This is a genomic window from Motiliproteus coralliicola (assembly GCF_003345655.1).
Taxonomy (GTDB): Bacteria; Pseudomonadota; Gammaproteobacteria; order Pseudomonadales; family Balneatricaceae; genus Motiliproteus; species Motiliproteus coralliicola.
Genome location: NZ_QQOH01000003.1, coordinates 30,313 through 56,448, shown reverse-complemented (window position 1 = coordinate 56,448; position 26,136 = coordinate 30,313). Strand labels below are relative to the sequence as shown.

Genomic DNA, 26,136 nt, shown 5'->3' with positions numbered 1-26,136 from the left:
ACTGCCGGCTGCTTGCTGGCTGTTTGGTGCGCGGCGAACGTTCGCTCCGTTACTTCCAGTTCTGCAGCTGCTGACGTAGTTCGCTCAGCTTGGCCTGCATCACCTGTTCAAACTGCAACAGCTCATTCTCCAGCTGCAGCCGGGTCTGCTGCTGGCTCTGAGGGGGGCGGGACAGTTGGTTTAGCTCAACCAGGGCTTGCTGTAGACGCTCTTCACCTTCCGCCTGGCGGAACACAAACTTCTTACTGTCGGGGAGCGCGCTCTCATCGGGCCGGCTGAAATACACCTTCAAAACGGTTTCTTTATTGCCGTTGGGGAGCAGGGTGTAGCGATCGATCTGGTCGTGATCTTCTACGCCCATCGCGGTTAGCGTCGGGTAGCGTGTCATGCGAAGGCCTCTTGTGATTAGTATGGGCTTGGGCCGGCGCCTCGCTGCAGGTCGGTTTAAACTGACGTTACAGGGATGGCTCGGTGACAGATCCGTAAGCCTAGAGCGACGGATCGATCCCCCATAGGACCAGTCTTGGATCGCCGATAACGCCAGCATCAATTTCGACGGGTGGTTGAAAAGCGATCAATCGGAGCGGGGTGACCTGGGGTTGGCTCTACAGCGGATTCGGCTCTGGTCCTAGTACGCTTGGGTGGGTAAGTTTCAGTATTGACTGCTATAGTGCGCTTGCGGCCACTTTGCACAACATTGCACGACATAGTCCAACGCAGGCGGCTTTCACCTTTTGATTTTTTATAGATACGTTTTTCAGGAGATCCGGCCATGGCTGATAACAACAACGTAACCATTGCACTGTCCGACGAAGCGGCATCCTTGTTTTCCGCCTATCAGCAATTCACCGGCACCACTCCCGAGCAATATATCGAAGCGATGGTCGAGAAGACCCTGCCGACCGTCAAGGCGCTGGTCGAAGCGATGCACGAAGCCGACGGCGACGGCGAAAAAGTGATGGAGATCTACGGTCGTAAAATGGCCGAAGCGATGCTGGAACAGCAAAAGCAACAAGAGCAACAAGAACAGCAGCAGTAAGCTATCCAAGTCCCAAGCGGGGCTCTGTTCAGATCGGCGGCTGTTTGGGAGCAGAAACATTCTGCATTGAAACAGCCGCAATCTACCCTCCTTTCCCACAACCCTCATCCATCTATCTCTGCCACGATAAACGGCCAACATATGGCCAGATAACCCAGTGCTAATCTCCAGGTCCTTCCTGATCCGGGCGGGATATTTCCTTTGTTAGATGAATATGGAAGACTAGGTCCCATATCGGTAAGCCTGTTCTTGGGCTAACCGAAACGCCGAACGGTCATAGACTCGGCAAGGGACTGCAACAATGGAGACAATGGCATGGGCGTAATCCTTCCTGACAGACCGCCTTTCCCGATCCAAATTGAGCTCCTGTCCTCATTTCACCTGAGCCCTTTTGTGACATTTCATGAAAGACAAATGAAAACAGATGGCTAGAACGGTGGAAGAAATTGAAGGCGCGGGATATATGGACGTCCCGCTAATAATTGTTATGAGGACGCTGTCCTCATAACCAGGCTGTTATGATCTTATCAGGCACCGAATTTCCTAAGATTGTTTTAACGTTTTTCTGTTAATAATTAATAACTTGATTGATTTCAGCATTCATCGTTGATGACTGCAAAATACGAAAAATGCCGATAGTCTGCGCCAGCTCTTCATGCTACCGTGAACCGCAGACTACGCGCACAGAACACGTAGGTTTCTGAGGACGAAGTCTGCGGTTCACGGCAAAGGAGTTGCTGCTATCACCACCCCTGATTCGATTTTATCTTCCCCCCACGGCGTGCTCCTGCACCGCTGCGAACGCAACCCTGTGTTTACCGCTGCTGCGCTCATCGAAGTCAGGTGGGCATCCGAGACTTATCATAACAAGGCGTTTCAATGGACCCCGGCTGTGCCGGACTCCACTGAACTATTTCGTTATCTTTAACTGGAGTGGCTAATGGAACAGACATATTTTGAATCTGGAAAGGTCACAGGAGCAGCCCTTAGAGCTTTTTTGTTTTCAAGCTTTATTGCGATTATTTTTCTAGCATCTTCATCACAAAGTGATTTAATAGTTCCTTTTATTAACCTAAAGCTTAAGTATGAGAATGCTGTTTCAGTCATCATGTTTATTGATAGCTGTTTCTTCTATCGTTTTATAGCTGCGGCAAATTATGAAAGAGAACTTAAAGATAGACTGCTGGCGAAAAACGATAACTCTCTTGAGACGGTTTGGCTTTTAACGTATCCAAACATATGGAATTTTCATCAATTCAGTCCCGCACTGATGTCTAGAAATGATAAAAAAACCGTTCTTTCTATGCTTATTATTCCATTACTTGCTTTTAGCCTTGGTATTCCTGTCTGGGCTTTTGTTAAAGCAGTATCATCAGGTTTTAATTATTCATCAATTTTTATTTTGGCAGTCTGCTTTACAATATTTCTAATAACTTATACGGGACTGATAAAACCTATCAACAAAAAAGATAAAAAGGTGCTCAAATCCGACACCGATAAAACAGGTGCGGCCTAGCGTCGTTAGGTTGATTTGGTGCAAGGATGAGCGCAATTGCAAGAAACAAGTGGGTAGCAGGGATAGCATCTACCCCTTTATATATTTTCATCGCACTCATGATGAGTTCTTTTCCTGCTGCTGTTTGGGTTGTAGCTATTTTAGGGGCAGGGCTTCTTGTTGATTTCGTCTATTCCAAGATTTTAAGCAATTTCACCGAAGATAATCGTAGCCACATAGTGTTCATTGGTATTTGGCTAATTATTCAATTGCTTATAATCACCGCATGGTGGCTAGGAGTAGGATTGTTCAATGAAACAACCTAACAAGGCAGTCAACTTAATGCCCAGCTGAGCTTGGCACGGAACTCAGCCGCTACGCGGCTTCGTCCCGTTACTGCGGCTACATGGACTCCTCCTGGCACCACAAGGACTAAACTGACTCTGTAAGGTTGTCGGACTGCCGCTCTACATTCGGCCTGTTACTGGGCTTTTTCGCCCTGGCCCTGATGAAACGCGCTGAACGGGCCCTCATTCGTTAGACGGCCTTTTAGGCCCCCGCATTAAACAGGTTTACCCGTTCTGGTCTGTGCATTACGTCATCCACCGCCCTCGCAATGTCCGGTGAGTGTCTTCAGCGTTTGCCGCCTGTTTTCAGGCGGCGAACGCTTCGTACTCTTTTCCTGATCGCAACATCGCCCAGATTATCCGGGCATTCTTGGCCGCCAAGGCGACCGTAGCACGTTTATAGCCCCGTCGCTCGATGAGCCCTTTGCTCCATTCGCTGAGATGATCCTGCTTGTTCGCCACCCGAGCCAGCACTGCTCGGTTGCCGTGAACCAATAACGTTCGCAGGTAGGTATCACCCCGTTTGGTGATGCGCCCCAGCCTCGACTTGCCGCCGGTCGTGTACTGTCGGGGGACCAGCCCCAACCAGGCAGCGAAGTCACGCGCTTTGTCGAATTGCTGGCCTTTGCCCACCGAGGCCACGATGGCGGTTGCGGTCTGAGCGCCGACTCCGGGAATGGTCATCAAGCGCTGCACGGTTTCATTGTGCGCGGCCACGATGTCGAAGCAACGCTCGAGATCGTCGATCCGTTGGTTCAAGACCTGAAGGTGCTCGTAGCACTCGTGCAACAGGGCGCGCGCGATTGTCGGCAGCTCGTTCTCGGCATCCTCCAATATTCTCGGTAACTCTCGCTGAAACGACCAGCGCCCCTGTGCAACCACGATTCCGAACTCGGCCATCAGGCCGCGGATCTGATTGATCAGAGCGGTGCGCTCTTTGACCCAGCCTTTGCGGATGCGATGAGCGGCCAATACGGCTTGCTGTTCAGCCGACTTGATCGGCACAAAACGGGTGCGAGGACGGCTGACCGCCTCGCAAATGGCATCGGCATCGTTAACGTCGTTTTTGGCACCGGTGCGGTAGGGGATGACGTACTTGGGGGCCATGACCCGCACCTGATGGCCCTGCTTCTGAAACTCACGGGCCCAGTAGTGGGCTCCGCTACAGGCTTCCAACCCGATCAGGCAAGGCGGTAGATTGGCGATGCAATCCAATAACTTGGAACGGTTGAGGTTCTTGCGAAGCTGCACCTTGCCACGTGCATCAACGCCGTGGATACTGAACGAAGTTTTGGCGAGATCAACGCCAAGCGTAGAAACGGACATGTTACACCTCCCATTGATCGTCCTATTGCCCGCAGGTAAGCGTGGCACTGCTACCCAAGGAAGGGGGAGTCCATTTCATTCGTTAGCTTTCTATAGAGCACGGAGCTAAGTAACTAATGAAGTTGTATAAATTCACTCCTTCCTTAGAAATTGCCGAAAGAATCTCTGTGGGCATATTTCGCTTTTATGAATTAACAAAGTACATAAAAATGGAGGATGAAGTAGGTCGTTCGGATTCAGAAGAGTGCTCTGTTGGTTTTCCTCGCAAAGAATACGAGGCGTTTCCTGAGAAACTTCCTACTGGAAGTTTTAGGGGGATTGAATTCAAATGTATCAGATCTGGAAACGACGAAGAATACATAAAGCAGTATTTCGTTTTTTGTATGAGTACCAAAAGCGATGAAAAAGCAATTGGTGATTCCAAGTACATAGTAGAGCTTTATAAAGACAACTTTGACTTATTTATGCAGCTCCTAAATGAGCCGTATGAAGACTCAAAAAATCCAGATGGTCGTAAATTCTTTAGTCACGGCGAAGTTGAGTACTACGATATTCATAATCACCCAAAACCGATAGTAGGTGAATTCTGGCGTGAAGTTTATCTAAAGCATGCTGAATTTGAATACCAAAGTGAGTATCGAGCAGCATTTTTCGTTTCAGATCATTTTTTTAATCGAGTCCGCGATAATCCAATGGTTATCGAGAAAAAGATATACCATAAAGATAAAGCGCCAATGGATTTTAATTTGGAGTTGTATGTCCAGTCTGGCATCGATGATGAGGGGTGGCGTTTTCTTGAGATAGACATATCAAAGTTCGCAGCGAATATAAGTCCAGATTCAAGTAATATTATTGGAGTTACTGAGAGCGTAGAGTGAAAATTCAATCAGCAGCAAACAAGCGCATGTTGTCGGACTGGTTTTCCGCTACGCTCCAAACCAGCCGCAAATTCGGGCGTTATGTTTCTATCCAGCCACAACTTAACCATCGAGGTATGGGCGCATGAAACCGAAGCTTGAATCCACTATTACTTGCCCTGTTTGCAGGCACGTTGAAGTGGAGACCATGCCAGAGGATTTCTGCCAGTATTACTATGACTGCAAGGGCTGCAAAGCCCTGCTTAAACCTAAGGCTGGAGACTGTTGTGTCTACTGCTCTTATGGCGACACTCCGTGCCCTCCAATACAACTAGAAAGTCCTTGCTGCAGCCGATGAATAGGCTCGCAAAAACAGGCCTTATCGGTAGCGTTGTAACCGCTCTATGCTGCTTTACTCCCATTCTCGTATGGCTCTTCGCAGCTCTTGGCCTATCGGCTATGGCCGGCTATTTAGATTTAGTCCTATTCCCGTTGCTCGGTATTTTTGTTCTGCTGCTAATAATAGGTATCGTAAAAAATGCGAGCAAAAACAAAACATAATAAGTTGCTCAACTTCAGCCCAACTGCGTTGGGCAAGGAACTCAGCCGCTGCGCGGTTTCGTCTCGTTACGGCGGCGTTAGCAATCATTACCGGCGTGGAAAGCATGAAACAAGCATCTGTAGAACTCTCAGAATACAGCCCAGATTGGCCTTCTAAGTTTGAGATAGAGAAGAGATTTCTTCTTGAAGTGGCAGGGTCCTATAACCATGGAACTATCGAGCATGTCGGTAGCACATCTATTCCTGGTTTAATCGCAAAGCCCGTGATTGATATTATGTTTGGGGTTAAATCGCTTGAAGAGTCAAAGCCAGCCATCAAGATTCTCACTAACAATGGCTACAGTTACTTCCCATACAAGGGTGATGTTATGCATTGGTTTTGTAAGCCGTCCAATGAATTTAGAACTCATCACTTGTATCTGATACCGTTTCAAAGTCCATTGTGGAATGAACGCATTAATTTTAGAGACATTCTTCGTAATAACAAAAGCATTGCTGAGGCTTACTCCAGAATAAAAATCGAACTAGCCAGCAAGTACAAAAACGATCGAGAGCTTTACACAACCGAAAAATGGCCATTCATCAAGCAGGTGCTGGAAAGTGCATGAATTGCTAAAACACAATCAACGAGCGCCAGCTAGCTGGCTTGGACCTCCAAAAGCCTACGGCTTTTTCCGCCCAGTTATTTTGAGCGTTAGATGCCAAGAACGATGAAGCTGACGTACAAGGAATTGGATAGCCGATTATTGAAAGAGGCGGTTTCAAGGAGGGAGGATATCGTGGTCGAAGTCACGTCACGACATGCTAGTGCGCTAGATGATTTAGTAGATATCGTGATGGACGTTAAGTCATGGCCAAAGACCAAGCCGTCCTTGTTTAAGAAATGGATTACGCTTCAAAAAACGTTCTTACTGGCCATCAGAGCCCTGCTATCTCATGCGCAGCTTGTTGAGCTACTTCCGGTTTTAGTATTCTCAAAGGTCAATGTTCGGCGCTCTCATGGGCCAGATGGCGCTCTTGTTCTTCTAATAGAGCCTAAGTAACCGTGGAATCAACCCTACAAGTCCGTTAAGGAACCTGCGAATAAGTCCTTGCGAACTTCTGGCTTCCAGCTTTGTTCGCAATCCAGGCGCAGTTTTGAAGCAATGTCTAGACCTTGCGAAAAGCTGCAACGCAGAGTGCGGATCAAGCTGGAAGCCCCAAAGGGCAAGGCCTGAAGCACACAATTTCGTCGTTGCAACCTTTGCTAAGGACGACGGCCATTAGCTACAGTTTGCGCCTAGAACTTGCGCACTTTAGGCGCTTGCAGAAGCCGTAGGGGCTTGTTCGCAGGTTCCTTAACTATCAGCCAAACTACATAAGGTATGGAACACCGCTGCTACGAGGCTTCGAGCCGTTGTGGCGGTGTTAGCGACACCAATCCAATTGGTGGAACCGCTTATGACAGAGACGGCAGAATCTAAAGTACGGTTGGAGTTCGATCTTCATATATCGCACCTGACCTCAACCCATGTGGCCTTTATCAACGACACCAGCAAGGTCGCCGGCTTTCTTCTGTTGGCGCTCGGCTGGTATGCCACTTCTGGTGATGCACGTGACTTTCTTTCGGTCACTCCGATGATGACGAACTTGGCCGCGGTGGCCATTGCTTCGGCTTACCTCCTCTCCGTTTGCGCCTCCTGGGTGGCTTACCGCGTTTCAGCGAATGCGATTCGTCGCCTTCGGGAGCTGGACTATCTTCCGCCATCGGCCTACGAGGGGAGGGTGCTTGGCCCGATTACGTTCGCCGCCTGTGTGGGCGGGAATGGGATTTTGGCAGGGCTGCTGATCGCGGCATTGCTGATCGGGTCATAATCAGGGCTCTGGCTTTGGTGATTGAACTTGTTTGCTGACTCTGTTTACTTGCTGGCTGCGGATCTGATTCTTATCGGGCATATCCTGTTCGTGGCCTTTGTTGTCTTCGGTCTGGTGGCGATCTACCTGGGCCTTATCTGGGCTTGGCCATGGGTGAGGAGCTTCTGGTTTCGGGTGCTGCATCTGGCTGCGATCCTGTTTGTGATGCTGCAGTCATGGGTCGGGGAGATCTGTCCGTTGACGACCTGGGAGATGCAGCTACGTGCGCGTGGTGGCGGTGAGGCTTACGATGGCTCTTTTATCCAGCACTGGCTTCAAATGCTGCTCTACTACGAGGCACCCGAATGGGTGTTTATCGCCTGTTACACCGCGTTTGCTGCCCTGGTGATCGCCAGCTGGTTTTTGGTGCCTCCAAAGCGATAACCGAAGCTTCATCAGCTCTGACTTTGCCGCTCTGAGCCAGACGCTTTGACGGCTAAGCCTTGGTGCTTAGGCCCTGGCAGTTAAGCCTTAACACCGAAGCCATGACTCAACAGTCTCCATAGCCTCCATCTGAGTTTTACCAATTTTTACGTTAAAGACTCTATACATTAGGCTTGCATAATATATCCTGCTGCTGAGTTGTGTACCGTTAAAACCAGAAAGGGAATATTGAGCAATGAAGCATTTAGCAAAACTATTGGTAAGTGGTGCAGTAGCGGCGTCGGTTGCGAGTACGGTTTATGCCGCAGAGCCGTTTGAGGAGCAGATCAAGGCCCGCCAGGGCTTTTATCAGGTGGTTAAGTTCAACATGGAAACCCTGGGCGATATGGTCAAGGGTAAGCGTGACTATGACCCGGTAACGGCCGAAGCCGCGGCCAAAAACATCTACAGCCTCTCGACTTTAAACAACTCGATGCTCTGGCCTAAGGGTTCCGATAGCAGCGCGGCGGATACCCACGCCAAGGCGGAGATCTGGAGCAATTTTGCCGACGTGAAGCAGAAGCATAAGGCTTGGAACCAGGCCGCCGAGAAGTTGGCGGCCAACGCCGGTAAGGGGATGGGGGAGATGAAAGCCAGCTTCGGTCCGGTGGGTAAATCCTGCAAGTCCTGCCACGACGATTACAAAACCAAGTAGTGGATCTAACGGCGGCAGTCTCAATGATGCTTGAGGCTGCTGCATCATCTTACTGGGATCGTTTGTTATGACTTCCATGGTAAAAGTCTGGGATTTCCCGACACGGTTCTTCCATTGGTCTCTAGTGTTGCTGTTTGTGTTTATGGTCGTCAGTGGTGAAAGTGACGATCTGATGGAGTGGCACTTCTACGCCGGCTACCTGCTGTCCGGCCTGATCCTGTTCCGACTGCTGTGGGGCTTTCTTGGGACCCGCTACGCGCGTTTTAGCTCGCTGCAGTTAAATCCGATGACTGCGGTGCAATACACCCGTAACCTGTTCCGTTCTCAGCATAGTGCCCAGTACGGGCATACTCCCGCCGGTAGCCTGATGGTGATCATTATGCTGGCGCTGCTGTGTATCCAGCTACTGACCGGAATGATGTCCACCGATGACATTATCTGGTCCGGGCCGCTTTATGCTGCAGTCAGTGACTCTGTTGCTGGGTTTGCCGGCGAAGTGCATGAGGTGATTCAGGGACTGATGCAGTTGCTGGTCGGGGTTCATGTGCTGGCTATCATCCTCTACAAGGTGAAGTTCAACGACCCGCTGGTACCGGCCATGATTCACGGCCGCAAACCGCAACTGGGTGATGATCCGGCCCGGGAAGGGGTGAGCCTGCCGAAGTATCTGGCCGCCGTTCTACCGGCGCTGGGGCTGACCTATTGGCTGTTTACGCTGCCGATCTGAGGGGCTGCTTGGTCCAGCTCTGACGAACCGTGTTGAATCCCAGAAGGCGTCGGATATTCGTTTATCGGGATGGGTACAGTCGGCGCCAACCACAAAAAAGCCCCGACCTGGCGGTCGAGGCTTTTTACTATCTGCCGTAGTCAGCGGGGTAATCAGTCGAGCTCTTTAACCTGGCGACGCATCTCTTCGATCTTGGCCAGTACCACCTTCTCCAGGTGATCCAGATCGTTGAGGAATTGGGTCTTCTGATCCACCTGGGATACCTGTTCCGGCTGGGTCAGCTCGGTCAGTTCAGCAACGGCCTGCTGCAGGCGAGGGCAACTGCCCTTGTACTGTTCCCAACCGCTGATGTCTTTGTACTGCGCCATGACGTTCTTGTCGGTGCGGACAAAGGTGAACTTCTTGCTGCGTGACAGCAATGAGCCCTTCGGACGTACGTAGTAGATCTTCAGTACGTCGGCATTACGCTCGCGACGAACCTTGAAGTGGCTGACCTGATCGAAGGACTGAACCCCCATCTCCTCGAGGACGGGATAGTTAGAGCTGGTCTGTTTCATCTGTATGACTCGCAAAAATCAATGTGTTAGCTCTGGGGAGCTAAAACCAAGTTGTTAATAGCGTTCGGATCCAACGGGCCTTGGCTTAAGTATTCAACGAATAGCACAAGCAGTGGTTGCTATCCGTCGGTTACCTAAGTTTTTTGCTGTTTTAGATGAGTTATTGTGGCAACAGACACTTGGCTTTGCGATAGATGGGTTTGAAATAGTTCAAACCTAGGCCTTTTCACAGGGCGTGAAAGGACTGGATTGGGCCTTAAATCATCGCTGGTCCGAGTAAGCGCGCGATTATAAATCGGCGGCGTGGCTATGTTAGGGCCAGTTGAATTAGAAATCTAGACCCAGTGGTTTATTTTTGTTTTCTGCGATTTGTTTTGATTATACGGTCATATTTTAAATCAATAGCAGTATAAAAAACTGCTTTTTTAAATATTACTGGTTTTTTATGCCGTGATTTTCCTTTAGCTTCCGAAGTTCTCCACTGGCTTCGAGCGCATCGATCTTCTGATCGATCTGCTGCTTGAGCTTGTCGGCGTCAGCCAGGTTGCGTGAGATCAGCATGTAGAAGGGTTCGGATTGGGCATCCGGGATCGGGGCGTAGCCCAGTTGGGGATCACGAAGCAGGTTGACGCCCAGGTTTGCTAACCCGGAAACGATCTCAAAGCGACCGATAAAGGTGGCGCAACGTCCCCGGTGCGCCATCTCCTTCAGGGTTGCGAAGTCTTTCATCTCCTTGTAGATCGGCGTATCACCCAGGGCAAAGTTGGTGTAGCTGTAGCCGGCGATACCGCAGATGGTGCCGTGTTGGCCCAGCTCGCTGCCGCTGTTGATGGTCAGTCCATCGGGAAAGCTGCGCAGCGAATAGAAGTAGTAGGGGGTGAGCTGGTAGTAATCGCGGCTGAGCAGGAACTTGCGCCGTCGTTCGTCACTGGAGGAAGCATCGAGGGCGACCTGGAACTGTTTGCCCTGTTCGGTGGCGGCCAGGCAGCGGCGCCAGGGTAGCTGTTCAACGCTGGCCTGGTGGGGGCTGTCGGCGAAGATCCGTTCGACCAGATCGACCGTATAGCCTTGCATCATCCCCTTTGAGTCACTGTAACTGAACGGCGGCCACTGGGCGGCGTCAGCACAAAACTGCAGCCGTGGTGGCAGCTCGGCCCGGGCCCCGGCGCTAAGCCAGAATAGGGTCATCAGAGGCAGTACTGCAAGGGCGGTCAAGGGGCGCATCGCACAGACTCAGGTTCCAAGTGATCTTCGGAGTATAGCGAATCCCTGCTATGGAATGGCGGTCCGCGTCTGCTGGAAGGGCGCAACGCGGACCGCGAAGGAGAGCTTATTGTTTCTCGATCGCTCGATCGGGTGGCAATCCGGGTTAGAAGAAGGTGCCGTCGATCGGTGAAGAGGCGCTGGCGTAAGCCTTGCGCGGCATCCGACCGGCCAGGAATCCCTTGCGACCGGCGGCGATCGCATCGCGCATCGCTTCGGCCATCAGCACCGGATTCTGGGCGTGGGCGATAGCGGTGTTCATCAGCACCCCTTCGCAGCCCAGCTCCATCGCTTCGGTGGCATCGGACGGTGCGCCGACGCCAGCATCGACGATGATCGGTACGTTAGCGTTCTCCAGAATCAGGCGGATGTTGTAGGGGTTGCGTAGCCCCAGGCCAGAGCCGATCGGCGCGCCCAGCGGCATGACCGCGACACAGCCCATCTCTTCCAGACGCTTGGCCACCAGCGGGTCGTCGCTGGTGTAAACCATTACCTTGAAGCCGTCGGCGATCAGGGTCTCGGCTGCAGCCAGGGTCTCGGTGACGTTGGGGTAAAGGGTCTTCTGGTCGCCCAGGACTTCCAGCTTGACCAGGTTGTGGCCGTCGAGCAGCTCACGGGCCAGGCGGCAGGTGCGTACTGCGTCTTCGGCGGTGTAGCAGCCGGCGGTATTGGGCAGCAGGGTGTACTTCTCCGGCGAGATCACCTCCAGCAGGTTGGGCTCGCCATCCTGTTGGCCCAGGTTGGTGCGGCGAACCGCGAAGGTGACGATCTCGGCACCACTGGCTTCGATCGCATCGCGGGTCTGCTCCATATCGGCGTATTTGCCGGTACCGACCATCAGGCGGGAGTTATATACCTGACCGTCGATGACGAGCGGATCGTTCAGTTTCAGTGGTGCGTTCATAGTCGTTCCTTAGTGTTGTTGTTCTCGATGGGGGGATAGCAGAGCCTTCAGCGGACTAGAGTCGTCAGCGGGACTGAGCCATCAGCGGGCACAAAGTCCGGTGAGCGCCGAATCGCTTAACCGCCGCCGATGGCATGGACGATCTCGACCCGGTCGCGGCTCTGCAGCTCCACCTGGCCGAAACGGCTGCGGGGGATCACCTGCAGGTTCAATTCGATCGCCAGTCGCTGTTCGGTCAGCGCCATGCGCTCAAGCAGTTGTTCCAGGGTGGCGCCGCTGGGTAGCTGCTGGGTCTCACCATTGACTTCGACTTCAATCATGGAGGTTTCCTATCTCTAAGCCCCGAGGGGAAGGACCCTGTCTCTAGCTGTCGCCGTACTTGGGTTGTCGGCGGCGACCTCCGGATAACAGGGAGGGTGAAAGGTACAGTCGCAAAACCCTTGGCTTTGCATGGTCTGGATTGTGGTCAACAGCAGGGGCGGGGTTTAAGGGCCAATGTTGCCCCCCGGTTTGGTCCAGTCACGGCAAAAATCAGCTGGCATTAACGCTGCCGAAAAACTGGCTCTAACTGCCTCAGGGGGAAACGACATAACTTGAGCACATCGGAGAAGCGCCAGCAGGCCGCCTTCTGTCTTTAACAATAAAAACTCCTGTCAGGAGGACGACATGACCAAAGATTTGAACCAACAAGCCACCGCTCAAGACAAGCAGTTCGTTTGGCACCATCTGTCCAACCATAAGCCGTACGAGCAGAATGACCCGATGGTTATCGTTAAGGGCGAAGGCATGCGGGTTTGGGACGCTAAGGGTAACGAATACCTGGACGCAGTTTCCGGCGCGGTCTGGACCGTTAACGTTGGCTATGGCCGCACCGAAATCGCCGACGCAGTTCGCGACCAGCTGGTCACCATGAACTACTTCGCGCAGACTGCTGGCAACATCCCGGCGGCTCAGTTCGCCGAGAAGCTGATCGACAAGATGCCGGGCATGAGCCGTGTTTACTACTCCAACTCCGGTTCCGAAGCCAACGAAAAAGCGTTCAAGATCGTTCGTCAGATCGCTGAGAAGAAGTACGGCGGCAAGAAGCACAAGATCCTGTTCCGTGAGCGTGACTACCACGGCACCACCATCACCGCACTGAGCGCCACCGGCCAGTACGAGCGTAAGGGCCAGTACGGACCTTTCACTCCGGGCTTCGTTGAAGTACCGCACTGCTGCGAATACCGCGCTCAGGAAGGTTCCGACAAGGCGAACTACGGTGTTTGGGCTGCTGACGAAATCGAAAAAGTGATCCTGGCTGAAGGTCCGGATACCGTAGGCGCGCTGTGCCTGGAGCCGATCACCGCCGGTGGTGGTGTTATCGAGCCGCCGCAGGGCTACTGGGATCGCGTTCAGGAAATCTGCAAGAAGTACGACATCCTGCTGCACATCGACGAAGTAGTTTGTGGCCTGGGTCGTACCGGTAAGTGGTTCGGCTACCAGCACTACGGCATCAAGCCGGACATGGTTACCATGGCTAAGGGTGTTGCTTCCGGTTACGCTGCTATCTCCTGCACCGTCACCACCGAAGAAGTGTTCAACGCCTTTAAAGAAGATGATCAATGTGCCCGCATGGGTTACTTCCGTGACATCTCCACCTTCGGTGGCTGTACTGCTGGCCCGGCTGCTGCACTGGTCAACATGGAAATCATCGAGAAGGAAAACCTGCTGGAGAACGTTGTTCACCAGGGCGAGTACCTGAAAGGTCGCCTGAACGACCTGATGGCCAAGTACGACATCATCGGTGACGTACGTGGTAAGGGTCTGTTCGCTGGCTTCGAACTGGTCAAAGACCGCGAAACCAAAGAGCCGGTAGAAGAAGGTGTTTCCATGGCGATCGCCGCTGACTGCATGCAGCAGGGCGTTATCATCGGCCGCACCAACCGCTCCTTCAAAGAGTACAACAACACCATCTGCCTGAGCCCGGCACTGATCGCCACCAAGGCTGACATCGACCAGATCGTCGATGCTCTGGACGGCGCACTGTCCCGCGTAGCTCCCAACAGCTAAGCGATTAGGCTAAATAAAAAGCCATCCCGGAGAGATTCGGGGTGGCTTTTTTGTGTCTGCCGCTTCGCTTTACCCGAATGTTTCTGGATCCGAGAGATCCTGGAAATCGGGTTACGCCCTTGCGGGCGTGGCAAGGGAATGCGCCGCCATTCCCTTACCGATCCCAGGCGGCCCCTGTTGTTGGGTCGGCGTTGCCGACTACGTTGCGCGTTTCGCTGCCGAATGGGCTCGACGGGAACTCGGCCTTTGGCCTCAAACATCCGTCTCGCTGATCCATTCGTCAGCTGCAATGCTCACCGGCACAAAAGGGGGAGGGGTGTTTGTCCTGCAGGCTTCAGTGCCAAAGGTTCGGCTTGCACGGGCTTAACCGCCCTTGACGCAGCCGAGCATTGGTTTTGTCGTGGGACCAGCACCGATTACTGTTTGAGGCCGCAGGCCGAGTTCAATCGGTGCCCCACGATAAGGCCAACGCGCAGGGAACCGGCGTAGCCGGCAAGTCATTGGGCTAGGCGTTTTCTTGCTTCGTTCTTTTCCGCTATGGGAAAAGAATGAAGGCGCTCGGGTGAGCGCAACAGTCACTATCCGTTAACTCGGAGATGAGATTGAGAACCGATCGATCCAGCAAACCCCGTTCAGGTAATGACAAGATATCAGCAGATTTGGTCGTACCAGTTGCACCAGCACCATCGGATACCCAAACTGAATTCACTATCCTTAGAATGTCAGTGGCTATTTAACAACGAATAAGCTATATAGCTGATCACAAAGAAATAATGCAGGGTTTCGAGCGGATTCTGGAGTACCCCGAAATCTTGAACAGGAGGTTGTATGTTCCATCTTTTCCATCTCTCCACCGATAAAGACAGCAGCCTTCAACAGCAATTGCGTGAGCAGATCGCCAGCGCCATTCTTAACGGCAATATCCCGGTCGACAGCCCGTTGCCGTCCAGTCGTAAGCTGGCTAAGCAGCTCAGCATCGCCCGAAACACCGTAGTGCTGGCCTACGAGCACCTGCTCGACGACGGCTACTTGATCGCCCGCGAGCGTAGCGGTTATTACGTCAATCCGGAGATCCTCAGCCACAAGGTTGCCCAGGAAGCCGAGGACCATGAGGGCGTCGACGGTAACGCGCCGGATTGGAGCAAGAAGCTGAAGGCGTTCCCGTCCGGGCAGGCCAATATGAAGAAGCCGCGGGACTGGCAGAAGTACCAGTACCCGTTTATCTACGGTCAGTTCGATCCGACCCTGTTCCCCACCAATAACTGGCGTGAATGCTGCCGCGATGCGGTCAGCGTACCGGCAATTCGTGACTGGGCGTCCGATCGCTTCGACAACGACGATCCGCTGCTGGTGGAGCAGATCCGCACCCGGCTGCTGCCGCGTCGTGGAGTCTGGGCCTCGGCGGAGCAGATTTTGGTCACCGTGGGGGCGCAGCAGTCGCTCTATATCCTGGCCCAGCTGCTGCTGGACAAGGACAGCGTGATGGGTCTGGAAGACCCCGGCTATGTGGATATCCGCAATATCGCCCAGCTCAACCCGTCCCAGGTCAAACCGCTGCCGGTGGACGACGAGGGGATGATCATCGACGAGAAGCTGGATGACTGCGACTGTGTCTTCACCACCCCGAGCCACCACTGCCCGACCACGGTAACGATGCCGATCGAGCGCCGTTACGAGCTGCTGGAGAAAGCCAACGAACACGATTTCGTCATCATCGAGGATGACTACGAGAGCGAAACCAACTTCAAGTCCAACCCGATCCCAGCGCTGAAGAGCCTGGATAAGAGCGACCGGGTCATCTACGTCGGCAGTCTGTCCAAGACCCTGGCACCGGGGTTGCGGCTGGGTTATCTGGTTGGGCCGAAAGAATTTATCCGCGAAGCCCGAGCGCTGCGTCGGCTGATGGTTCGCCACCCGGCGGCCAACAACCAGCGTTCGGTAGCGCTGTTCCTGGAGCGCGGCTATCACGATGCCCTGATCATGACCATCATGCGGGCCTACGAAGAGCGTTGGCAGGAGATGGGCGCGGCGCTGTCCGAGTACATGCCGGCGACCTTCAACAAGCCGAGCTTCGGCGGCTCCTGCTACTGGGTCAAAGGACCGGAAGGCCTCGATGCCCGGGTGCTGCGTAAAGAAGCCGCGGATCGCGGCATCCTGATCGAGCCGGGCGATATCCACTTCCTGTCCGACAACCCGCCGCTGAACTACTTCCGCCTGGGCTATTCCTCCATCGCCAGCGAGCGGATCCGTCCGGGGATCAAGGCACTGGCCGAGCTGATCGAGGATATGCTCTGAACCAGACGTCGCTCTGGCTTCAACTCCCTGACGTTGTGTCCAGCCTCGCGCGATGGGTTCTAGCCCCCATAGCGGAGCGCTGGAAAAACCCGCAAATGCGCTAATACTTGTTATCAGGTCAGCGGCCCCGCGTGGGCCGCTAAATCGCACGAGTCAGAAAATACAGCCTTCAACATGAGCGGTAGTTTGTTGCCGGTTGATAGGAGGCAACATGAGCGATTACTACGATCTGGGCAACTACAGCCGCAAGGTCTCCACCACCTCAGCCGAGGCGCAACGCTGGTTCGACCGGGGGCTGATCTGGAATTACGCCTACCACCACGAAGAAGCGATCGAGTGTTTTAAGCAAGCGCTTGAACTGGATCCGGACTGCGCGATGGCGCACTGGGGCATCGCTTACGCAGCGGGACCGAACTACAACAAGCAATGGGCCGACCTCGAAGTCGACGAGAAGCAGGCCTGCCTGGAGGCCGCCCGGCAGTTGCTGGAAGCAGCCAAGGGGCAGCTGAAAAACGCCACCGAGCTTGAGCGCGCCCTGATCGAGGCGCTCGGCCAGCGCTATCCGGACGACCCTGGCGTGGAAGACTTCGGCCCCTGGAACGACGCCTACGCCAACGCGATGCGCAAGGTCTATCAGGCTTATCCCGACGATCTGGATATCTGCGCCCTGTTCGCCGAGGCGATCATGAACCGAACCCCGTGGGAGCTGTGGGATCTGCCCAGCGGTAAACCCGCCGAAGGCGCCGATACCGAAGAGGCGATTCAGGTACTCGAAAGTGCGTTCGATCAACTGGCAGGCGCCAAGCAGCACCCTGGACTGCTGCATATGTACCTGCACCTGATGGAGATGTCGCCGCATCCGGAGCGCGCCCTCAGCGCCGGTGATGCGCTGATCGATCTGGTGCCGGATGCCGGCCACCTGCAGCATATGCCGACCCATATCGATGTGCTATGCGGCGATTACCACAACGTGGTGCTGCGCAATCACCGCGCCATCCAGGCCGACCGCAAGTATTTCGAACGTAACGGGGCGCTGAACTTCTACACCCTCTATCGCTGCCACAACTACCACTTCAAAATTTACGGCGCGATGTTTCTCGGTCAGCGCCAGGTGGCGCTCGACACCGCCGAACAACTGGCCGTCACCCTGCCCCCCGAGGTGGTCGAGCCGATGGCCGACTGGCTCGAAAGCTTCTATCCGATGACCCAGCACGTGTTGATCCGTTTCGGCGAGTGGCAGCGGATCAAAGAGCAGCCGTTGCCGGATGATCCCAAATTGTATGCGTTCACACTGGCGATGATCCATTACGCCAAAACCGTGGCCTACGCCGCTACCGGCGAGATCGCCGCGGCCGAGGCCGCACGGGAGGATTTCTTTGCCGCCAAGGCGGCGATGCCTGACAGCCGGATGATCTTCAACAACCTGTGCAGCGATATTCTGAATGTGGCCGAGGCGATGATGGAGGGTGAGCTGAGTTACCGCAAAGGGGACTTCGACGAGGCCTTTGCCCACCTACGCCACTCGGTCGAGCTCGATGACAATCTGCCCTACGACGAGCCCTGGGGCTGGATGCAACCGACCCGCCATGCTCTCGGTGCGCTGCTGCTGGAGCAGAAGCGGATCGAAGAGGCCGAGGCGGTCTACCGCGCCGATCTGGGCTTCGACAACAGCCTGGCGAGGGCCTGCCAGCACCCGGGCAACGTCTGGAGCCTGCATGGCCTGCACGAATGCCTGAGCCGGCAGGGGCGCACCGACGAGGCGATGCTGATCAAACCGGCGCTCGATATCGCCCTGGGTCGAGCCGATGTGACGATCAAATACTCCTGTTACTGCCGCGGGTTGTGAGGGATATGAGAGCTGCCGGTCTGCATAAAATCCACAGCTATGACACCTTGGTCGTGGATTAGGTTAGCCAAAGACTTTGCGGATTTATCCATCGTCTCGAATTGAACAGGCTCGCACGGAGAGGGACATGCCAAACAATTTAAAGCAAGGGCTAGACTCGCTGAAGGGAGTGTTAAAGCTTCTTGATGATCGGTCGCCTTCGCCTCGCTGTTGGTACATTACGTTGGCCGTGGTCGCGGTCATCAGTGTTTTTAGTTACAGCGAAGGTAAATTCGAATTTGGGGTCAGGGCTTATACGCTAATCACGTTAGTGATGATGTGGATGCCCTATCTGCTGAAGTTATTGGCCCTCATGGGCGGAGGTATTAAGACCGCAGCTGGCGAAATTAAGACGTCGGGGTTGGCCGAACTACTACCGCAGCTACTGGGTGTCATTAATGAATACGAAAGAGAAATACTGCAAGACCAGGCACCTACCACGCAGGCACTCATTCGGACGCTACGGGACAAAGCTGAAAAAGAAATCGCAGCAACGGTGGAAGAGGGGCAGTCTTTTAAGTTGGCCTGCCAGAACCTAGCGACTGACTACGATGCGTTACGAAAATCCCAGCCTTCTGGGCTTGAGCGTACCCAAGCCATGAGCGGCATTGCGACCCAAATGCGAGTACTGGCCAAGAAAGCAGATTATCAAACAGAAGACTTGCAGACGTTGTATCAAGACTCATCGGGTGGCAACCGGGTTCTGACACTGTCTGCCATTCAGGCGGTATCAAGTCCGGAGCATTTCCCGATGGTGCTGAAGTCTATTGGACAGTCTGAATCCGCTTTTGAGCAGCACCTGGCATTACGCGTTGCGCAGACCATGGTGGGTGACATTGATGAAGAGGCCAAGAGACAACTCAAAGCAACCATCGAAGATCAGCAAAGTGGTGGTGAGGGTAAATGGATCACTAAAGATAGCGATCGTTACCGATTGAGCCAGAGAATTGTACAAATGATTGGCGGATAGAGGGGGGACGGTGATGCCTTGGAACAACCAGAATCTGGTCATTTACCATGGCTGTGATGATCAGTCCGCAGCGGACATCTTAAATAACGGCGTTGACTTGAATCGATGCCAGTCATTAACGGATTTTGGGCAGGGTTTTTATCTGACAACGAATCTTGACCAAGCCAGTTACTGGGCAAATATTCGATGCAGGCCAATGATTAAGGGAGGAAATCCTGTTCTTGCGACTGTCATACAGTTTGAACTGATGCGAGATGACGCCGCCAGCAGAGATATTCTGTTCTTCACCAACGAGCTTCCCAATACCCAGTATTGGGACTTCGCGATGCATTGCCGATCAACATCGCCGCCAGTGGGTGCCGCACAACACAAAAGGCATTCAAAGAATCCTTACGACATCGTTACTGGCCCTGTTTCTTTGTTGCCGGGACAGCCGCAGGTGATTAAGGACTACGATCAGATCAGTTTGCATACCTCGAATGCCGTCAATCTGTTAACAACTGGGAAGATAGTGAAGCAGGGTGATCGTCAAAATCCTTTGCTCTAGGAGAAAGTGTGATGCACGTGAGTACAATACCAACCGCAATCGCAAGCATCGATGAGTATCCATCGGTCGACTGGTACTGGTTAGTGGTCGAAGAGACGTTAACAGAGGTGTTTGGGCGACGGGATTGCGATGAAAATCTCTATCAGCTCAAAGATGAGATAGCGGCTATCAATGGAATCGAGCAACTACTGTTTTTTCACGCGGAACCCCTGGATACGGCGTCAAGAATTTGTGGTGAAGCGGTAACCGATGAAATAGTTCATCACTATCTTCAAGTGAAAGCCCAACTCCAGACCGTTAGCCTGCAGCAGAGCTGAATTAACTACCTTGCTCCTCCCAGGAGAGCTTTTCTTGGAAGGGCAAAGGTGGGGATTCATCTGGCCAACTCGCTCAGCCTAAGCACCGGTTATTTGTCAATTTCAACCAAGCGAATCCGTCTGGGAATCGAATAGTTAGCGGGCTTGATTGCGGGTATGCTCTGAATTCAAACGCGTGATCAATCGGGCACTCATGGCTATCGATAGTCGAATTACACAGGCAGTACTAGCCGCGCTTCCTTTACTGCTGTCGCCGCTGCTGTTGTTTGCACTGGCCGAAGGCTGGCTGGACTTCGGCGGCGGCGAGAAGGATGTCCTGCTCGTCCTACCCTATCTGATCCTGACCTTCACCTTCTTCTGCTGCTCGCTGGTGCTGATCCTGAAACGCTGGCCGTTATCGCGTTGGGTTAAGCGCTCGGCGGCACTGTCTTTCGGATTGCTGTTGCTGCTGTGGATAGTGGCCTATGTGACCAGTTGGCTGGGCGTTTCATGAGCTTTGCCGAGCGACTCAAGGGTGTGGCAATCGCGATCGGCTTATTGCTGTTGTGTGCGCCGGTGGCGGTGGTTCTGACCATCCTTACCGCATCGTTTTGGGCTTGGGTCGAGACCACATTTAGCGTTGAGGCTTATGGGCATTCCGGGCCGGCTGAGTGGTGTTATCTGGTTGTTTATGGATTGCTGGTGGTTGGTTGTACTTGGGTTTGGTTTCGATTGCAGCGCAGGACATAAGCAGTGATTCGAGCAGGGGAAACTGCTCTGGGCTTGGGGTGCTTGTTCTGGGTTAAAGAGATTTGCTGAGGTTTTTTGTTGCGCTCACTCGAGCGCGTTCATTTCTTTTGCGCGGGCAAAAGAAACAGAACCAAAGGCTCTTTCCTACAAGAACAGCCCCATTGCTTGGTCGGTATTGCCGACTTCGTTGCGCTTTGAACTACCCGATGGGCTACGACGGAAACTCGCTCGCTACGCTCACTCAAACAGCCGTCTTCGCTGATGCACCGGTCAGTCCAATGCTCACCTGCGCAAAAGGGGAGAGGGCGTTCGTCCTGAATTTAAGAGTTGTTGGAGGTATTTCGTTGCGCTCACTCGAGCGCGTTCATTTCTTTTGCGCGGGCAAAAGAAACAGAACCAAAGAAAAGCCGCCCCACTTGCTTGGCCAGCTTCGCTGGCTACGTTGCGCGTTGAACCGCCCGATGGGCTACGACGGAAACTCGCTCGCTACGCTCCCTCAAACAGCCGTCTTCGCTGATCCAACGGTCAGCTCAATGCTCACCGGCGCAAAAGGGGGAGAGGGAGTTTGTCCTGAAATATTAGAGCAGGACCAAATCAGGCCCAGAGTAGCAACATCACCTAAGCATCTGTGTTTCGGCTGGCACGGACTTAACCGCCCTTGACGCAGCCGAGCATTGGCTTTGAAAATGGATCAGCGCCGATTACTGTTTGAGGCCGTAGGCCGAGTTCAATCGGTGCCCATTTTTGAAGACAACGCGCAGGGACTCGGCGTAGCCGGCAAGTCATCGGGCTAGGCGTTTTCTTGCTTCGTTCTTTTCCGCTATGAGAAAAGAATGAAGGCGCTCGGGAGAGCGCAATGGGAACTATCAGAGTTATGAGAAAGTCAGGAAAACTAAGATCTGTCCTGATTTTCTGATAGTGTCATAGTTGTTAAAATTTGATAAATAGAATGCGCGTTCACGATGATTTATCTTTTTTATTATAAGATTGATTGATTAGGTGAAAGTTTAGCAATAAATAATGGTATTAATTTAGAGAATCAGGATGATGATTAAAAGTATCAAGTATATATTGTTTGCTGTATTTCTATCCCCAACATATTCATACTCATCGGAATTCGAAAACAAAGAACAAATAAAGAAGTTTATCTCAGAATTTATGGAAAGTACTATGGAAGATGGGGTCTTGGTATCATTTGATACTTTGATGCCATATTTTAGTGGTGATGAACAAAATCTAAAAATTGCTGCTATTAAATCCAAAGAACAACGCGATGCAGTAAGAATGACTAAAGGAAAATCTTTCGGATTTGAGATTCTTAGGGAAGACCCCCTTGGTTCGTCATTGGTAAGATATAAAGTTCTAGAAAAAACAAATAGAGGTGGGTTTTATTGGGACTTTTACTTCTATAAGGGAAAGGACACATGGACTTTAGTAACCTTTAAGTGGACCGACAAGCTACAGGCTTTCTACGTCAACTAAGGAGTTTTCCCTGAATAATATTTAGATAGTTAAATATTATTCAGGGGCTTCTATCAAGAAGGTATTGGCTCTTACAGCACTGACAATCTCAAAGGTGGCAGTAATGCACATGACTCCCATCCCGAGCAAAACCCGTCAGCTTAACCCCAGTTTGCTCCGCTAACCGCACCGCCAACGCCGTAGGCGCCGATACCGCCACCAGTTGGCTGATGCCAGCGCTGGCGGTTTTCTGAACCATCTCGTAACTGGCCCGGCTGGAGATCAGCACAAAACCTTGCTGTGGATCGAATCCATCCACAGCCAACGCACCGATCAGTTTATCCAGCGCGTTATGGCGCCCTACATCTTCCCGAAGCAACTGAATCTCACCATCGCGGTTGCACCAGGCGGCGCCGTGGAAGGCGCCGGTGAGCTGCTGCATCGGTTGGTGTTGGTTGAGCTGGCTGAGGGCCTGTTGAATGGCCTCGTCGGTGACCGGCTCGGTGGGGGCCACCGGGTCCGGTTGGCGGTTGGCGTGTTCCAGCGAGTCGGTTCCACAGAGGCCGCAGCCGGTTCGGCCGGTTAGATTGCGTTTCTGGGCCTTGAGCGCCAGGGCCTGGCGGGCGGCGATCTCCAGATTGACCTCGATGCCTTGCTCGTGGACTTCGATATCGATGCCGTAGAGCTGGTCCGGACTCTCCAGAATCCCTTCGCTGAGGCTGAAGCCCAGGGCGAAGTCTTCCAGGTAATCCGGGGTGACCATCATCACCAGATGGCAGACGCTGTTGTAACACAGCGCCACCGGGGTCTCTTCGGCCAGCCAGTCCTGCGCCGACGTCGGCTGCGGACGCTCGCTGTTCCAGCGCCGCACCCTGTGCTGTTGAGCCTGCGAAGGTTGCTTGGTCGGCTTGAGTTGTTTGTGACCGGCGTCGCTCACTTCAAGATCCTTGTTGGGTAAGCCCGTGGTGGACTTACCCTTGCTGGGGTTCACGTTTACGCCGCTTCAGCAGTTCGGACTGCCGCTCACGCAGCTGCCGGAACTCCTGCTGCCAGCGGGACGGTTGGCTGACTTTCTCCACCTGCACCGCGGTCACCTTGTATTCCGGGCAGTTGGTGGCCCAGTCCGAGTTGTCGGTGGTGATCACGTTGGCGCCGCTTTCCGGATGGTGGAAGGTGGTGTAAACCACGCCGGGCTGCATCCGTTCACTGATCCGCGCTCGCAGTACCGTATCACCGGCGCGGCTGCTGATGCCGAGCCAGTCGCCGTCGTTGATACCGCGATCTTCGGCGTCCTGCGGATGGATGTCGAGCCGGTCTTCGTCATGCCAAGCCTGGTTGGCGGTGCGACGGGTCTGGGCGCCGACGTTGTACTGGCTCAGTACCCGACCGGTGGTCAACAGCAGCGGGAAGCGGCGGCTGCAGCGCTCGGTGGTGGGGACGAACTCGGTCAGCACGAAGCGGCCTTTGCCGATCGGGAAGTCCTCGACGTGCATGATCGGCATGCCGTCCGGATTCTCGTCATTACAGGGCCACTGGATCGAGCCCAGACGCTCCAGCTTGTCGTAGCTGACACCCTTGAAGGTTGGTACCAGGGTGGCGATCTCGTCCATGATCTCGGACGGATGCTGGTAGTTCATCGGGTAGCCCAGCGCGTTGGACAGGTCCATGGTGACCTCCCAGTCGGCCTTACCGGCCAGCGGCGGCATCACCTTACGAACCCGGTTGATACGGCGTTCGGCGTTGGTGAAGGTGCCGTCCTTCTCCAGAAAGCTGGCGCCGGGCAGCAGCACATGGGCGAACTTGGCGGTTTCGTTGAGGAAGATATCCTGCACCACCAGGAAGTCCAGTGCCTTCAGTGCGGCTTCGACGTGCTGGGTGTTGGGATCGGACTGGGCCAGATCCTCGCCCTGCACATACATGCCCTTGAGGCTGCCCTCGAGCGCGGCATTGAACATGTTCGGAATCCGCATCCCGGGTTCCGGATCCAGGCTGACACCCCAGGATTGCTCGAAGCGAGCACGGATCTGGTCGTCGCCCACCGGTTGGTAGCCGGGCAGCTCGTGGGGGAAGGAGCCCATGTCGCAGGAGCCCTGAACATTGTTCTGTCCCCGAAGCGGGTTGACCCCGACGCCGCTGCGGCCGATGTTGCCGGTGGCCATTGCCAGGTTGGCGATCCCCATCACCATGGTGGAGCCCTGACTGTGTTCGGTCACGCCCAGGCCGTAGAAGATGGCGCTGTTGTCGGCGTTGGCATAGGTGCGTGCGGCCTGACGGATCGCCTCGGCGCTGAGGCCGGTGACGGCAGCCATCCGCTCCGGGCTGTTCTGCTCGTCGAGGATAAATTCACGCCACTGCTGGTACTGCTCGTCGTCGCAGCGCTTGGCGATAAAGTCCTGGTCTTCCAAGCCTTCGCTGATCACCACGTGGGCCAGGGCGTTGATCAACGCCACGTTGGTGCCCGGCAGCAGCGGCAGGTGTTGGGACTCGCCCAGCGAGGCGGTCTTGAGCAGGTCGATCTTGCGCGGGTCGGCCACAATCAGCTTGGCGCCCTGGCGCAGCCGACGACGCAGCACCGAACCGAACACTGGGTGGGCGTCGGTGGGGTTGGCGCCGATCACCATGATCACGTCGGCGTCCATCGCCGAGTCGAAGGTCTGGGTTCCAGCGGATTCGCCCAGGGTCTGCTTGAGGCCGTAGCCGGTGGGGCTGTGGCAGACGCGGGCGCAGGTGTCGGTGTTGTTGTTACCGAAGGCGGCCCGGATCAGTTTCTGTACCAGGTAGGTTTCTTCGTTGGTGCAGCGCGACGAGGTGATGCCGCTGACGCTGTTGCGACCATGCTCGGCCTGGATCGCCTTGAATCGGGCGGCGGTGTGTTCGATCGCCTGCTCCCAGCTGACTTCGCGCCAGGGCTCGTCGAGGCTGTCGCGGATCATCGGGGTGCGGATGCGGTCTTTGTGGGTCGCGTAACCGAAGGCGAAGCGGCCTTTGACGCAGCCGTGGCCGTGGTTAGCTTCACCGCCCTTGTAGGGCACCATCCGGACCAGTTGATCGCCCTTGAGCTCGGCCTTGAACGAACAACCGACGCCGCAGTAGGCGCAGGTGGTGACCACACTGCGCTCGGGCTGGCCCTGCTCGATGACGCTGTTCTCCATCAGGGTGGAGGTGGGGCAGCTCTGCACGCAGGCACCGCAGGAGACGCAGTCGGAGGCCATAAAGTCGCGGTTGCCGGCGGTGATCTTGGAATCGAAGCCGCGGCCGTTGACGTTCAGCGCAAAGGTGCCCTGTACCTCTTCGCAGGCCCGCACGCAGCGCGAGCAGACGATGCACTTGGCCGGATCGAAGCTGAAATAGGGGTTGCTCAGATCTTTCTCGGCATCGAGGTGGTTGTGGCCGTCGAAGCCGTAGCGCACTTCGCGCAGGCCCACCGCACCGGCCATGTCCTGTAGCTCGCAGTCGCCATTACTGGGACAGGTCAGGCAGTCCAGCGGGTGGTCGGAGATATACAGCTCCATGATATTGCGACGCAGCTTGGCCAGCTTCGAATTCTGGGTCGTGACCTGCATCCCGTCTTCGGCTGGGGTGGTGCAGGATGCCGGGTAGCCACGGCGACCTTCGACCTGTACCGCACACAGACGGCAGGAGCCGAACGCATCCAGGTTATCGCTGGCGCACAGCTTGGGAATCGTGATGCCGGCTAGGGCGGCGGCACGCAGCACCGAGGTACCTTCGGGTACCTGCACAGGGATGCCGTCGATCGCCAGTTCAACCAGGGTATCGGAGATGACCGCCGGGGTGCCCAGATCTTTTTCCTGGGCGGGATCAAAATGCTCTAGCAT

At 54.3% G+C, this 26,136-nt stretch carries 29 protein-coding genes; 21 read left to right on the top strand and 8 right to left on the bottom strand.

What is annotated here, in order from left to right:
• Nucleotides 1-49 precede the first annotated feature (49 nt).
• Nucleotides 50-388, bottom strand: a complete 339-nt coding sequence (locus tag DV711_RS11040; protein WP_165840088.1) for a DUF3461 family protein — start codon at nucleotides 386-388, stop codon at nucleotides 50-52.
• 384 nt (nucleotides 389-772) lie between these two features.
• Between DV711_RS11040 and DV711_RS11035 the strand changes: the two genes are divergently transcribed.
• The 3 genes from DV711_RS11035 to DV711_RS11025 all read left to right on the top strand — a co-directional run bounded on the left by DV711_RS11035 (nucleotide 773) and on the right by DV711_RS11025 (nucleotide 2,860).
• Nucleotides 773-1,039 (top strand): hypothetical protein, encoded by a 267-nt coding sequence (locus DV711_RS11035; RefSeq protein WP_114695767.1) that lies wholly within the window; start codon nucleotides 773-775, stop codon nucleotides 1,037-1,039.
• 940 nt (nucleotides 1,040-1,979) lie between these two features.
• Nucleotides 1,980-2,555: a hypothetical protein gene (locus DV711_RS11030; protein ID WP_114695766.1), complete on the top strand. Its 576-nt coding sequence runs from the start codon at nucleotides 1,980-1,982 to the stop codon at nucleotides 2,553-2,555.
• Nucleotides 2,556-2,581: 26 nt separating this feature from the next.
• Nucleotides 2,582-2,860: a hypothetical protein gene (locus tag DV711_RS11025; protein ID WP_114695765.1), complete on the top strand. Its 279-nt coding sequence runs from the start codon at nucleotides 2,582-2,584 to the stop codon at nucleotides 2,858-2,860.
• Nucleotides 2,861-3,187: 327 nt separating this feature from the next.
• Here the strand turns inward: DV711_RS11025 and DV711_RS11020 are convergent, their stop codons facing one another.
• The gene (locus DV711_RS11020) at nucleotides 3,188-4,207 is read right to left on the bottom strand and encodes an IS110 family RNA-guided transposase (RefSeq protein ID WP_114695764.1); all 1,020 of its coding nucleotides are present in this window, start codon (nucleotides 4,205-4,207) and stop codon (nucleotides 3,188-3,190) included.
• 116 nt (nucleotides 4,208-4,323) lie between these two features.
• Between DV711_RS11020 and DV711_RS11015 the strand changes: the two genes are divergently transcribed.
• From DV711_RS11015 to DV711_RS10975, 9 genes are all read left to right on the top strand, one after another.
• Nucleotides 4,324-5,085: a hypothetical protein gene (locus DV711_RS11015; protein WP_114695763.1), complete on the top strand. Its 762-nt coding sequence runs from the start codon at nucleotides 4,324-4,326 to the stop codon at nucleotides 5,083-5,085.
• 124 nt (nucleotides 5,086-5,209) lie between these two features.
• On the top strand, nucleotides 5,210-5,422 hold the full coding sequence (locus tag DV711_RS19685; RefSeq protein ID WP_114695762.1) for a GDCCVxC domain-containing (seleno)protein: 213 nt from the start codon (nucleotides 5,210-5,212) through the stop codon (nucleotides 5,420-5,422).
• Nucleotides 5,419-5,625, top strand: a complete 207-nt coding sequence (gene merF, locus DV711_RS19805) for a mercury resistance system transport protein MerF (protein ID WP_114695761.1) — start codon at nucleotides 5,419-5,421, stop codon at nucleotides 5,623-5,625. The genes DV711_RS19685 and merF overlap by 4 nt, the downstream gene beginning before the upstream one ends.
• Before the next feature lie 104 nt (nucleotides 5,626-5,729).
• Nucleotides 5,730-6,233 (top strand): GrpB family protein, encoded by a 504-nt coding sequence (locus tag DV711_RS11000; protein WP_114695760.1) that lies wholly within the window; start codon nucleotides 5,730-5,732, stop codon nucleotides 6,231-6,233.
• A 102-nt stretch (nucleotides 6,234-6,335) separates the two neighbouring features.
• On the top strand, nucleotides 6,336-6,668 hold the full coding sequence (locus DV711_RS10995; RefSeq protein WP_133297445.1) for a hypothetical protein: 333 nt from the start codon (nucleotides 6,336-6,338) through the stop codon (nucleotides 6,666-6,668).
• 397 nt (nucleotides 6,669-7,065) lie between these two features.
• Nucleotides 7,066-7,479, top strand: a complete 414-nt coding sequence (locus DV711_RS10990; RefSeq protein WP_114695758.1) for a hypothetical protein — start codon at nucleotides 7,066-7,068, stop codon at nucleotides 7,477-7,479.
• Between the two features lie 27 nt (nucleotides 7,480-7,506).
• Entirely contained in the window at nucleotides 7,507-7,902 is a 396-nt protein-coding gene (locus DV711_RS10985) for a DUF2784 domain-containing protein (protein ID WP_114696299.1), read from the top strand.
• Nucleotides 7,903-8,137: 235 nt separating this feature from the next.
• Nucleotides 8,138-8,596 (top strand): c-type cytochrome, encoded by a 459-nt coding sequence (locus DV711_RS10980; RefSeq protein WP_114695757.1) that lies wholly within the window; start codon nucleotides 8,138-8,140, stop codon nucleotides 8,594-8,596.
• Between the two features lie 67 nt (nucleotides 8,597-8,663).
• On the top strand, nucleotides 8,664-9,323 hold the full coding sequence (locus DV711_RS10975) for a cytochrome b/b6 domain-containing protein (RefSeq protein ID WP_114695756.1): 660 nt from the start codon (nucleotides 8,664-8,666) through the stop codon (nucleotides 9,321-9,323).
• 152 nt (nucleotides 9,324-9,475) lie between these two features.
• Here the strand turns inward: DV711_RS10975 and DV711_RS10970 are convergent, their stop codons facing one another.
• The 4 genes from DV711_RS10970 to thiS form a co-directional block, all read right to left on the bottom strand.
• Nucleotides 9,476-9,880: a DUF3461 family protein gene (locus DV711_RS10970; protein ID WP_114695755.1), complete on the bottom strand. Its 405-nt coding sequence runs from the start codon at nucleotides 9,878-9,880 to the stop codon at nucleotides 9,476-9,478.
• 432 nt (nucleotides 9,881-10,312) lie between these two features.
• Nucleotides 10,313-11,104 (bottom strand): substrate-binding periplasmic protein, encoded by a 792-nt coding sequence (locus tag DV711_RS10965; protein WP_114695754.1) that lies wholly within the window; start codon nucleotides 11,102-11,104, stop codon nucleotides 10,313-10,315.
• Between the two features lie 145 nt (nucleotides 11,105-11,249).
• Nucleotides 11,250-12,047: a thiazole synthase gene (locus DV711_RS10960; protein WP_114695753.1), complete on the bottom strand. Its 798-nt coding sequence runs from the start codon at nucleotides 12,045-12,047 to the stop codon at nucleotides 11,250-11,252.
• A 116-nt stretch (nucleotides 12,048-12,163) separates the two neighbouring features.
• Nucleotides 12,164-12,367, bottom strand: a complete 204-nt coding sequence (gene thiS, locus DV711_RS10955) for a sulfur carrier protein ThiS (RefSeq protein WP_243633798.1) — start codon at nucleotides 12,365-12,367, stop codon at nucleotides 12,164-12,166.
• A gap of 346 nt (nucleotides 12,368-12,713) precedes the next feature.
• Between thiS and DV711_RS10950 the strand changes: the two genes are divergently transcribed.
• The 9 genes from DV711_RS10950 to DV711_RS10905 all read left to right on the top strand — a co-directional run bounded on the left by DV711_RS10950 (nucleotide 12,714) and on the right by DV711_RS10905 (nucleotide 22,321).
• Complete coding sequence (locus tag DV711_RS10950) at nucleotides 12,714-14,096, top strand: aminotransferase family protein (RefSeq protein ID WP_114695752.1); 1,383 nt, start codon at nucleotides 12,714-12,716, stop codon at nucleotides 14,094-14,096.
• Between the two features lie 828 nt (nucleotides 14,097-14,924).
• Nucleotides 14,925-16,391: a MocR-like pyridoxine biosynthesis transcription factor PdxR gene (gene pdxR, locus DV711_RS10945; RefSeq protein ID WP_114695751.1), complete on the top strand. Its 1,467-nt coding sequence runs from the start codon at nucleotides 14,925-14,927 to the stop codon at nucleotides 16,389-16,391.
• Nucleotides 16,392-16,602: 211 nt separating this feature from the next.
• A complete protein-coding gene (locus tag DV711_RS10940) occupies nucleotides 16,603-18,237 on the top strand; it encodes a tetratricopeptide repeat protein (protein WP_114695750.1) in 1,635 nt (544 codons plus the stop codon).
• 127 nt (nucleotides 18,238-18,364) lie between these two features.
• Nucleotides 18,365-19,246, top strand: a complete 882-nt coding sequence (locus DV711_RS10935; RefSeq protein WP_114695749.1) for a hypothetical protein — start codon at nucleotides 18,365-18,367, stop codon at nucleotides 19,244-19,246.
• A gap of 13 nt (nucleotides 19,247-19,259) precedes the next feature.
• Nucleotides 19,260-19,793, top strand: coding sequence for a DUF3990 domain-containing protein (locus DV711_RS10930; protein ID WP_114695748.1), 534 nt, complete (start codon nucleotides 19,260-19,262; stop codon nucleotides 19,791-19,793).
• Between the two features lie 17 nt (nucleotides 19,794-19,810).
• Nucleotides 19,811-20,110 (top strand): hypothetical protein, encoded by a 300-nt coding sequence (locus DV711_RS10925; protein WP_133297444.1) that lies wholly within the window; start codon nucleotides 19,811-19,813, stop codon nucleotides 20,108-20,110.
• 193 nt (nucleotides 20,111-20,303) lie between these two features.
• Nucleotides 20,304-20,603 carry a hypothetical protein gene (locus tag DV711_RS10920; protein ID WP_114695746.1) on the top strand — a complete coding sequence of 100 codons (300 nt, stop codon included), beginning with the start codon at nucleotides 20,304-20,306 and terminating at the stop codon, nucleotides 20,601-20,603.
• A complete protein-coding gene (locus DV711_RS10915) occupies nucleotides 20,600-20,839 on the top strand; it encodes a hypothetical protein (protein ID WP_114695745.1) in 240 nt (79 codons plus the stop codon). Before DV711_RS10920 ends, DV711_RS10915 begins: the two co-directional genes overlap by 4 nt.
• Nucleotides 20,840-21,883: 1,044 nt before the next feature.
• Nucleotides 21,884-22,321 (top strand): hypothetical protein, encoded by a 438-nt coding sequence (locus DV711_RS10905; protein ID WP_114695743.1) that lies wholly within the window; start codon nucleotides 21,884-21,886, stop codon nucleotides 22,319-22,321.
• Nucleotides 22,322-22,409: 88 nt separating this feature from the next.
• Here the strand turns inward: DV711_RS10905 and fdhD are convergent, their stop codons facing one another.
• Both fdhD and fdhF read right to left on the bottom strand, forming a co-directional pair.
• Nucleotides 22,410-23,291 (bottom strand): formate dehydrogenase accessory sulfurtransferase FdhD, encoded by an 882-nt coding sequence (gene fdhD / locus DV711_RS10900; RefSeq protein ID WP_243633797.1) that lies wholly within the window; start codon nucleotides 23,289-23,291, stop codon nucleotides 22,410-22,412.
• The gene (gene fdhF / locus DV711_RS10895) at nucleotides 23,272-26,136 is read right to left on the bottom strand and encodes a formate dehydrogenase subunit alpha (RefSeq protein ID WP_114695742.1); all 2,865 of its coding nucleotides are present in this window, start codon (nucleotides 26,134-26,136) and stop codon (nucleotides 23,272-23,274) included. Before fdhF ends, fdhD begins: the two co-directional genes overlap by 20 nt.

Coding starts and splice junctions, on each gene's coding strand:
- DV711_RS10965 (WP_114695754.1), bottom strand. CDS start 11,104: ATGCGCCCCTTGACCGCCCTTGCAGTACTGCCTCTGATGACCCTATTC.
- DV711_RS10930 (WP_114695748.1), top strand. CDS start 19,260: ATGCCTTGGAACAACCAGAATCTGGTCATTTACCATGGCTGTGATGAT.
- DV711_RS11035 (WP_114695767.1), top strand. CDS start 773: ATGGCTGATAACAACAACGTAACCATTGCACTGTCCGACGAAGCGGCA.
- DV711_RS10995 (WP_133297445.1), top strand. CDS start 6,336: ATGAAGCTGACGTACAAGGAATTGGATAGCCGATTATTGAAAGAGGCG.
- DV711_RS11020 (WP_114695764.1), bottom strand. CDS start 4,207: ATGTCCGTTTCTACGCTTGGCGTTGATCTCGCCAAAACTTCGTTCAGT.
- fdhF (WP_114695742.1), bottom strand. CDS start 26,136: ATGCTAGAGCATTTTGATCCCGCCCAGGAAAAAGATCTGGGCACCCCG.
- DV711_RS10960 (WP_114695753.1), bottom strand. CDS start 12,047: ATGAACGCACCACTGAAACTGAACGATCCGCTCGTCATCGACGGTCAG.
- DV711_RS10905 (WP_114695743.1), top strand. CDS start 21,884: ATGATGATTAAAAGTATCAAGTATATATTGTTTGCTGTATTTCTATCC.
- DV711_RS10935 (WP_114695749.1), top strand. CDS start 18,365: ATGCCAAACAATTTAAAGCAAGGGCTAGACTCGCTGAAGGGAGTGTTA.
- DV711_RS10970 (WP_114695755.1), bottom strand. CDS start 9,880: ATGAAACAGACCAGCTCTAACTATCCCGTCCTCGAGGAGATGGGGGTT.
- DV711_RS10940 (WP_114695750.1), top strand. CDS start 16,603: ATGAGCGATTACTACGATCTGGGCAACTACAGCCGCAAGGTCTCCACC.
- DV711_RS10915 (WP_114695745.1), top strand. CDS start 20,600: ATGAGCTTTGCCGAGCGACTCAAGGGTGTGGCAATCGCGATCGGCTTA.
- DV711_RS10990 (WP_114695758.1), top strand. CDS start 7,066: ATGACAGAGACGGCAGAATCTAAAGTACGGTTGGAGTTCGATCTTCAT.
- DV711_RS10920 (WP_114695746.1), top strand. CDS start 20,304: ATGGCTATCGATAGTCGAATTACACAGGCAGTACTAGCCGCGCTTCCT.
- DV711_RS10950 (WP_114695752.1), top strand. CDS start 12,714: ATGACCAAAGATTTGAACCAACAAGCCACCGCTCAAGACAAGCAGTTC.
- DV711_RS19685 (WP_114695762.1), top strand. CDS start 5,210: ATGAAACCGAAGCTTGAATCCACTATTACTTGCCCTGTTTGCAGGCAC.
- pdxR (WP_114695751.1), top strand. CDS start 14,925: ATGTTCCATCTTTTCCATCTCTCCACCGATAAAGACAGCAGCCTTCAA.
- thiS (WP_243633798.1), bottom strand. CDS start 12,367: ATGATTGAAGTCGAAGTCAATGGTGAGACCCAGCAGCTACCCAGCGGC.
- DV711_RS11040 (WP_165840088.1), bottom strand. CDS start 388: ATGACACGCTACCCGACGCTAACCGCGATGGGCGTAGAAGATCACGAC.
- DV711_RS11030 (WP_114695766.1), top strand. CDS start 1,980: ATGGAACAGACATATTTTGAATCTGGAAAGGTCACAGGAGCAGCCCTT.
- DV711_RS10980 (WP_114695757.1), top strand. CDS start 8,138: ATGAAGCATTTAGCAAAACTATTGGTAAGTGGTGCAGTAGCGGCGTCG.
- merF (WP_114695761.1), top strand. CDS start 5,419: ATGAATAGGCTCGCAAAAACAGGCCTTATCGGTAGCGTTGTAACCGCT.
- DV711_RS11000 (WP_114695760.1), top strand. CDS start 5,730: ATGAAACAAGCATCTGTAGAACTCTCAGAATACAGCCCAGATTGGCCT.
- DV711_RS11025 (WP_114695765.1), top strand. CDS start 2,582: ATGAGCGCAATTGCAAGAAACAAGTGGGTAGCAGGGATAGCATCTACC.
- DV711_RS11015 (WP_114695763.1), top strand. CDS start 4,324: ATGAAGTTGTATAAATTCACTCCTTCCTTAGAAATTGCCGAAAGAATC.
- DV711_RS10975 (WP_114695756.1), top strand. CDS start 8,664: ATGACTTCCATGGTAAAAGTCTGGGATTTCCCGACACGGTTCTTCCAT.